Source organism: Roseibium sp. RKSG952 (assembly GCF_009711355.1).
Genome location: NZ_SMMF01000764.1, coordinates 1 through 8,039, shown reverse-complemented (window position 1 = coordinate 8,039; position 8,039 = coordinate 1). Strand labels below are relative to the sequence as shown.

At 58.4% G+C, this 8,039-nt stretch carries 7 protein-coding genes; 2 read left to right on the top strand and 5 right to left on the bottom strand.

Annotated elements, in window-relative coordinates:
* Window positions 1-137 precede the first annotated feature (137 nt).
* On the top strand, window positions 138-527 hold the full coding sequence (locus tag E1297_RS05885) for a hypothetical protein (RefSeq protein WP_155135197.1): 390 nt from the start codon (window positions 138-140) through the stop codon (window positions 525-527).
* Between the two features lie 68 nt (window positions 528-595).
* On the opposite strand, the gene E1297_RS05880 is transcribed toward E1297_RS05885, so the two are convergent.
* From E1297_RS05880 to E1297_RS05865, 4 genes are all read right to left on the bottom strand, one after another.
* Window positions 596-1,252 (bottom strand): FMN-binding negative transcriptional regulator, encoded by a 657-nt coding sequence (locus E1297_RS05880; protein ID WP_368669466.1) that lies wholly within the window; start codon window positions 1,250-1,252, stop codon window positions 596-598.
* A 448-nt stretch (window positions 1,253-1,700) separates the two neighbouring features.
* Window positions 1,701-3,578, bottom strand: a complete 1,878-nt coding sequence (locus tag E1297_RS05875) for an ABC-F family ATP-binding cassette domain-containing protein (protein ID WP_155135193.1) — start codon at window positions 3,576-3,578, stop codon at window positions 1,701-1,703.
* A gap of 60 nt (window positions 3,579-3,638) precedes the next feature.
* Complete coding sequence (locus tag E1297_RS05870) at window positions 3,639-5,018, bottom strand: DUF2254 family protein (protein ID WP_155135191.1); 1,380 nt, start codon at window positions 5,016-5,018, stop codon at window positions 3,639-3,641.
* Complete coding sequence (locus E1297_RS05865) at window positions 5,015-5,908, bottom strand: DUF4344 domain-containing metallopeptidase (RefSeq protein WP_209015659.1); 894 nt, start codon at window positions 5,906-5,908, stop codon at window positions 5,015-5,017. The genes E1297_RS05870 and E1297_RS05865 overlap by 4 nt, the downstream gene beginning before the upstream one ends.
* A gap of 385 nt (window positions 5,909-6,293) precedes the next feature.
* Between E1297_RS05865 and ndk the strand changes: the two genes are divergently transcribed.
* Entirely contained in the window at window positions 6,294-6,716 is a 423-nt protein-coding gene (gene ndk, locus E1297_RS05860) for a nucleoside-diphosphate kinase (protein WP_155135189.1), read from the top strand.
* Window positions 6,717-7,176: 460 nt separating this feature from the next.
* Here ndk and E1297_RS05855 read toward each other — a convergent pair whose 3' ends face one another.
* A complete protein-coding gene (locus tag E1297_RS05855) occupies window positions 7,177-7,794 on the bottom strand; it encodes a type VI secretion system-associated protein TagO (RefSeq protein ID WP_196223211.1) in 618 nt (205 codons plus the stop codon).
* Between the last annotated feature and the right edge of the window lie 245 nt (window positions 7,795-8,039).

The following is an 8,039-nucleotide window of genomic DNA, read 5'->3' as shown; positions in this document are numbered from 1 at the left end:
ACCGGCAGGTCGGGTTCGTCGGACGCTCACAACAGGAAATCCCAGGAGAGCAAATAAATGTTCCGGTCGTCATTATCCAATTGTCCGTAACGTCAACTTGGTAGATATTTTCATAGGATCTAACCGGGAGAAACGCCATGCAAATGAAACGGGTATTATCGGGGATTGCTGTTGTTTCGATGGCTGGTTTGAGTGCAGGTGCCGTATCGGCGCAGTCTGTGGTCTCGGCAAAATGCGAGATCGCTGCCAACGACGGCAAGACGCAGGTCTCCGCAACCACTGTGGTGAGCTCCGAAAAGTCTGACATGGTCCCTGCAATCATGCCCGGAGCACTCGCAACGTCTGGGGAAACTCCCAAAATTCAGCAGTTTGACGGTGCCTGTGAGGCAATTGCCGGAAAAACCGGCCAGTTTGAATGCCTCGCAAAAGACACTGATATTCCGATCAAGCCGGCGACCTACACCTTCCGGGTGATCACGATTGACGGGGGGCAGGTTTCTCCGCAGCAAGAGATATCTTGCGAGTGAGACTGGTGGATTGTACCGGCCGGCGTTTGCCGCGTCATTTGCTCAGACTGGAATGTGCCTTTCGAGGCTCAGTCATCCTTTGCTTCGGTCACAGGGTCGTCATTTGACGCCATCAGCCTCGCGACCAGCGCTTCCGCCTGCTGGTTCGAGGTCCGCAGGCCGTCGATGACACCCCTCTGGTCCGCCGGCGAACGATTTTGGCTCAGTTTCGCCTTGCCTTCCAGATGCGCGATTTCCAAACGCACACCGATGATCCCGCGCAATTGTACTTCCACGAAGCGCTCCGGGGCATCTGCAACTCTCCAGGGAATGTCCCGCCCGGTTTCGTGGCTATCGGTGAGTTCATTGACCAATGCGAGTAACCGATCCGTGTCGGAAAAGAACTCGACATCGCCTTTTGCCTGTATCGTCACGTAATTCCAGGTCGGGACGACTTTGCCGGTCTCTGCCTTGGACGGATAGTAGGACGGACTGACATAGGCGTCCGGGCCAGAGAACAGGGCGAGTGCCTGAGGATCTGTTGTCGTTCGCCACTGTGGATTGACCCGGGCGATGTGGCCATAGAGGGTGCCGTAAGCACCTTCTTGTGGCTTCAGCAACATCGGAAGTGGTGTTGGAACCGGACCGGTTTGTGAAACCGTAACGAGGTTCGCCAGCGGAGCGGCCGCAATTGCTGAATGGATCTCGCTGAGGTCTTTGATCTTGAATTGGTCCGGAGTGTACACGGGGTCGCCCATATTTGTTGCCAGATGGCCCCGGTATCTGGTTCTGCCCAAGGATACAAGACCAAACGACACCTTGCAGGATCGAACCGCCACTGGTTTGCCGGGGAGGCTTTTGTTCAAAAACCATGCTGCTTGATCAAGAGTATTTAGACTTTTAAGAAGGCCCACTCCGCTTTGCAGGGGCTGATCTACCCATTTGTGCCATGCGATTGTTTTGAGTTGTACCAGTCCACGGCGTGTCCCGTCCGGTACTCAGGACTACCTGAAGGAGCATGGACGGAACAGTCCGATGGTCATTTTGGTGGCCGTTTCGATCATCGACCGGATGAAACGCTTGATGCCGTAGCCGTAGTGCGGGATGTGGACGCTTCGTTCGTGTGACGGCCAAGAAAACCGGTCTTCTGTTTGGCATCAAACCCGAGCATGCCGCGGGTACAGCCCATGAAATTCAGCTTGCCTCTTCATATTCGGCGGACAGCTCCAGCCATTCCTCTTCCGCCTTTACGAGTTTCTTCTCGCAATAGGCGCGCTCCTTGGCAAACTTGGCAGCACGTTCTGCTTCCCGCTGGAAAAACTCCGGATCTGCAAGGGCTTCATCAAGTTTTTTAATCTTGTCTGTGAGCCTCTTCATCTCCTTTTCGGCCGCGTCGATCTTTTGCTTCAACGGCTTCAATTGCGAGCGCTTCTGGGCTGCATCCCGGCGCTTGTCCTGTGCCGAGCCTTGCTCGTCAGCAGCGGACTTGGCCGCCTTGCGCCGGGCTTCGGGACCTTGCAGGATCAGGCGGCGGTAGTCCTCCATATCGCCGTCATAGGCCTCGACTTTGCCGCCATGCACCAGCCACAGCCGGTCGGCGCAAGCCTCGACCAGATGCCGGTCGTGGCTGATCAGGACAACTGCACCCTCGAAGTCGTTCAGCGCGAGAACAAGGGCTTCGCGGCTGTCGATATCGAGGTGGTTGGTCGGTTCGTCGAGGATCAGCAAATGCGGGCCGTCGAAAGTGGCAAGACCGAGCAGCAGGCGGGCCTTCTCGCCTCCGGACAGGTCCCTTGCAGGCGTGTCCATGCGGTCTGTCGGCAGTCCGAAGCGTGCGACCCGGGCGCGGACCTTGGCTTCCGGTGCATCCGGCATCAGGGAGCGCACATGCTCGACCGCGTTTTCCGACGGCCGCAACTCATCCAGCTGGTGCTGGGCAAAAAACGCGATCTTCAGCTTGGTTGCCTTGGTGATCTCGCCATCCATGGCCTCCAGCCGGTTTGAGATCAGCTTGGCAAAGGTCGACTTGCCGTTGCCGTTCGCCCCAAGCAGCGCGATCCGGTCGTCCGTGTCGATGTTCAGCGTCACATTCTTGAGGATCCGCTTGCCGTCATAGCCGGTCGCAACCCGCTCCAGCTTGATGATTGGCGGCGACAGGCGGCCTTCCGGGTTGGGGAAGTGGATCGGGCGGCTGCTTTCCTCCGTCAGCGCGGCGATGGGTTCCATCTTCTCCAGCATTTTCAGGCGCGCCTGGGCCTGCCGGGCCTTGCTCGCCTTGTAGCGGAACCGGTCGACGAATTTTTGCATATGCGCCCGCTGGACGTCCTGCTTTTCCTTCGCCTTTTGCTGCAGGATCATGGCCTCGCGCCGCTGCCGGTCGAAACTGTCATAGCCGCCCGAATAATAGGTCAGCTTGCCCTGATCGAGATGCACGATGCTGTCGACGGCCTTGTTAAGCAGGTCACGGTCGTGGGAAATTAGCAGCACCTGATGCGGATAGCGCGCCACATAGTTTTCAAGCCAGAGCGTGCCTTCAAGATCAAGATAGTTGGTCGGCTCGTCGAGCAGCAACAGATCGGGCTCTGAAAACAGAACTGCGGCGAGGGCCACACGCATGCGCCAGCCGCCGGAGAAGGCGGAGCAGGGGCGTTGCTGGGCTTCCGCATCAAAACCGAGGCCGGACAGGATCGCGCCTGCGCGTGCTTCTGCCGTGTGGGCGCCGATATCGGCGAGCCGCATGTGGATCTCGGCGATGCGGGTCGGGTCGGTTTCGGTCTCGGCTTCCTGCAACAGTGTTGTGCGCTCGACATCTGCGGCCAGAACGGTGTCGAGCAGGCTCGTTCCGGTGCCCGGTGCTTCCTGTGCCACCTGGCCGATCCGGGACTGTTTCGGAATCTGGACGGATCCCGTCTCGGACGAGAGGTCGCCGGTAATCAGCTTGAACAGGGTCGACTTGCCGGCGCCATTACGCCCGACGAGGCCCGCCTTGGATTTCGCGGGCAGGGTCACGCTGGCCTTGTCGATCAAAAGACGGCCGCCAATGCGGTAGGTAAGGTCTGAAATCTGCAACATGGCCGGATGTTTGGCGGACCGGCTTCGTCCGCGCAAGGGGTAAAACGGAATTTCCGGCGCCTAAGACTGTCCGGCGCCGTTTTCGATGGAGCGCCAGACGGGACCAAGTGCATCTTTCAGTCGGTCCAGATCCGCCGGAAGCGGGTTATTGGCTTCATGACCCCGGATCAGGTCTTTTGCATGTCCGCTCAACAGGGTTCTGGACCGCTCGCTTCCGGAAATCGCAAAAAGCCGCCGGATCATGGCTGCGAGAGAGTTGAGGAACAGGTCGTTGTCCGATGCACACTGGCGCAAGGGCGGGATGGCCATCTGGAGAAGATGTTCGAGGGTAAGACCCGGGATGCGCAGCCGCGGGACGCCGTTTTCATCAAGATGGATGTTCTCGCGGATGCCCTTGCGGACCGGCGCCTGCAGGGTTTCCCCCAGACGGTCGCAACATGTGATGGCTGTGTATGTGTCGTTCACGCCCGGAGACAACGCTCTCAACGCGATTTCAAGCAGCAGGTTCAACGAAAACACGACGTCCTTGGTGTTTTCGCGGGCTGCCGTTAGGGCAATGCATTCGGCAACTTCATTGCACAGATCATCTTCATCTGTTGCCATTCCGGCATCGCCCGAGGATTTATAGCGGAACAGGGGCTCGCCTTCGGCCACAAACATGCCGGGCGCGGCACAGAAATCCAGAACAAGCCCCTGGTGAGCCGCAAGGGCGACAAGGGCCCGGGGATCCGTGACCGACAGAAAACCGGAGGCCGGACTGGCGACCGCGTCTTCCATGTTTTCCGGCATTTCGGTTCGTGCATTGTCCGCCTCTTCGTCGACCTTCACGATTTCCTGCATCTTTTCGTTCAGGGTCCGGCTGATCGCCGCGATTTCCTCGTCGATCATGACGCTGACAGAGACCGAGTGCACGAAGTAGATCAGTTGAAGGACAGCCAGGACGGCCAGAAGAAATGCAATTGAACCCGACAGGGCAGGGAGGAAATCGGGGCGCAGGGCCGACAGGGTCGAGAGCGAGTAAAGAAAAGTTCCGCCGAGCAGTCCGGCGGTCATCTGATTGGTGCGATCCTGGGAAAACCGTTTCAGAAGTCTGGGCGCAATGGTTCCGGCAGCAAGCGTAAACACGACCAGAACGATCGAATAGACAAGACTGAGGGTGGTAATGGAAGCGCTCGCGATCGTGCTGAGCACCGATGCGCTCGTATCGTAGTTCAAGGCGGCGCCGATAACCGGAACGATCCGGATTTTCTGACCGATTTGATGATCGATCCACAAGGTCACGCCTGCGGCTGCCCAAATGGCCAGCGCAACCGCTCCCGGAACGGTAATCAGGCCGCGGGCGGAGAGAAACAAGACGGCTTTTTCGGTGAGAGGTGACAGGCGGTTGATCGCAAACTCTCCATCATTTCCAGACAATGGCGTCCGCTGGAGAGGGATCACTCGTCCGTCCCCAGAAGATCCAGAAAAATTTCGGAAAACCCGGCCATGAGTTCATAGCACAGGGTCATTTCCCGGGCCTGTGGATCCCAGTAGGCGTTTTCCTCGCCACATGCCATGGCCTGGAAGGTGATCTTGTCAGGAAGCGCATAGAGGCCGTCGAGGTCTTCGGCGACCATTTCCATCAGTTCGCTTTCTTGCAGAAACAGCGCCATGGAGGCCTGACCCGGTTCCGGCTGCGCATAGGCCACCGTGATCCGGTCACCGCGGTGGCCTTCGGGCCGGAGGAATGGATCAGTCACCAGATCCCAGGAATCTGCGCTTTGCTCATAGTCGAACGCGCAGGTTTCCCGCCGGTCTTCCGGCAGGTCCAGATCGTTTGCCAGATCCTCGAACGCGTCCGGGTCGGCGCCGACCATCAGGCACAGCATCTGGTATCCGCGCTGCAGGTCCAGATCGTGTTCACCATAAAAGACAAGGTTGTCATGGTTTTGCGACGCAATCAGGAACCAGCCGATCATGGCTTGGGACAGGAGCTGGTCCATATCCCGGGTGTCATCTGAAAGCATCATCACGGTGGCGAGGTTATCGACCGCATCCTCCTCCTGTCCGAGAACGGGAAGGCCGAGCTCCGAGATCAGCATGTGACCGGCTTCGTGGTAGAGCGTGAAAAGCGTGTTGCCGGCCACAAAATTCAGGAGCAGCTGCAAATCCTCGGAACTCAGGTGTTCAAGTTTTGCATCGAGCCCTTCCAGACCGGTCGAAACGTGCATCAGATCGGTCGACGCCGACGCGTCAGAGGCAAAGGAGCGCCCGTTGGCATGTTCAGCCGCACCTGCCAGGCCAAAGGCAATGCCTGCGGTGAAAACGATCCCGGAAAAGAAGCTGCCCATGAGTGTCACTCCCGCCGGCCAAGCCTGTGACTGGCGAGTTGCGCCAATCCTGATCAACCCTACTGTCGATCCGATTGAGGTCAAAGCGGTTTTGTCGGTTCGACCGTGAAGCCGAACGAGGCGCTTGATCCGCATGTTCTCAAGCGGGAAACCGGCGCCCCACGCAGGCAGAAAGACATGAGCCGAGGCGCCCGCAGGACTGCTCGGCGGCTGTTCTCTGGATGATCGCGCCGGGAGGCGTCAGCCCTCTTGCGGGCGGAGCGCTCAAAAGCTATAGAAGCCGCGATTTTCCAAGGCATTGCCATTCCGGCATGTCCGCCGGTTTTCCTTGTGCCGCGTCTTGCGCCGCAAGGGAGCTGCCACAACGTCAGAAAGATAGGATCCCATGGCGATCGAACGCACCTTTTCCATGATCAAGCCGGACGCAACCAAGCGCAACCTGACCGGGGCCATCATCAAGAAATTTGAAGACGCCGGCCTGCGCGTCGTTGCTTCCAAGCGCGTCTGGATGTCCCTGCGTGAAGCCGAAGCCTTCTACGCGGTTCACAAGGAGCGTCCGTTCTTTGGTGAGCTGACCGAGTTCATGTCCTCCGGCCCGACCGTCGTTCAGGTTCTGGAAGGCGAAAACGCCATTGCCAAGAACCGCGAAGTCATGGGCGCGACCAATCCGGCAGACGCTGCCGAAGGCACGATCCGCAAGGAATTTGCCCTGTCGATCGGCGAAAACTCCGTCCATGGCTCCGACGCTCCGGAAACTGCTGCAGAAGAAATCGCGTTCTGGTTCTCCGGCACCGAGCTTGTCGGCTGATTGCTGCCGAAACAGTCTGATATAAAACAAGGGGCGGTGTCCGGCTGAACACCGCCCCTTGTTGCGTCCGCAAGCACCAATCGGCAAATTTCTGGTTGGGCGCGATTGCGAGAGTTTTCGAAACTGTCCTCAAGACAGTCGGGAGCCTTCCGGGATGAGAACGGTCTTGGTCATTCCGGGTCTGTTGACGGTGGGCCATCATGGCCCATGACACAACCTTGCCGCTGAAAGGTAAAAAAACGGGTCGAACACGCGCATTTGAGCGAAAAGATGTTCAACCGCCTGGTCCCCGGGGCTGCTGCGCCTGCCAGTTTCACCGGTCTGGGCGGATTTCGCCAAATGCGTGCCAATGGATATCCTGCCGGCCGTAGCCGGTTCATCCCCGCATGTGCGGGGAACACCTCGGCGGGGCGTCTGGCGTCCTTGGCGGAATGGCTTGAGAGGGATAGATGAAATGACCCTACCAACTGCACGCTTTCCGCAAGGGTTTGATGGCGCTTTCGAGCCCCGCAATATCGAAGCTGGCGGTAATGCTACTGTTCCCAAAAGGTGTCATGCGAACGGTCATGCGCTCGTTTTCAAACATCTGCTTGATAACCGGGATGGACTGGCGGCCACGCCAAAGACCGATTGCGCGCTTATCGGAAGACACATCCATGCTGACAGTTTGTGCCTTTCCGCTTCCCAGCCGGTAAGTGACATCCCCATAGCCCCGGTAGCCGGAAGCCATATGGCAATTGGCGCTGTAATACATGACCGTTGTGTTTTCCTCACAACGCAGGATCAGGGAAACCGGCTCCTGTTTGTAGCGCCCGCAATCGACGGAATTGTTGGAGTCGAGGAGGAGAAAAACGGTTTCGGAATCATCTATCCGGGAGAACGTGCTGGACACTTCCCACTTGCCTTGATCTTCGCCTTTGGCGGGCTCCAAAGGCCTGATCTTGTACGCCAGATCATAGCACAGCTTGCGTTTGTGCTCGTCTTCCAGAGCCGCACATGCTTCCGGCCCGCTCTCCGCGATAGCGGCAGTTCCGAAAGCGGCCAAGAGCGCTGCAGCGAATACCTCTCTTCCCATCATCTTCATACCTCTCGCGAAGTTTCTCGTGAGGGAATTAAAGCGAAATCACACGTCCAAGTCGAGTGGATCGCTCCTTGGCTTAAGGAGGAAGGACAATGACTCAAGTAACCGGACGCGGCGCGCCTTCTTCCCACACGGGTTCATCCCCGCGTGGGCGGGGAACACGCGATCCGCTCCCGGCAAATGGCGTGCCGAACCGGTTCATCCCCGCGTGGGCGGGGAACACTCTTTCCAGAACCCATTGA

Bases quoted from the DNA above. Each gene is read 5' to 3' on its own strand.
- E1297_RS05885 (WP_155135197.1), top strand. From the start codon at position 138: ATGCAAATGAAACGGGTATTATCGGGGATTGCTGTTGTTTCGATGGCT.
- E1297_RS05875 (WP_155135193.1), bottom strand. From the start codon at position 3,578: ATGTTGCAGATTTCAGACCTTACCTACCGCATTGGCGGCCGTCTTTTG.
- E1297_RS05865 (WP_209015659.1), bottom strand. From the start codon at position 5,908: ATGGGCAGCTTCTTTTCCGGGATCGTTTTCACCGCAGGCATTGCCTTT.
- ndk (WP_155135189.1), top strand. From the start codon at position 6,294: ATGGCGATCGAACGCACCTTTTCCATGATCAAGCCGGACGCAACCAAG.
- E1297_RS05855 (WP_196223211.1), bottom strand. From the start codon at position 7,794: ATGATGGGAAGAGAGGTATTCGCTGCAGCGCTCTTGGCCGCTTTCGGA.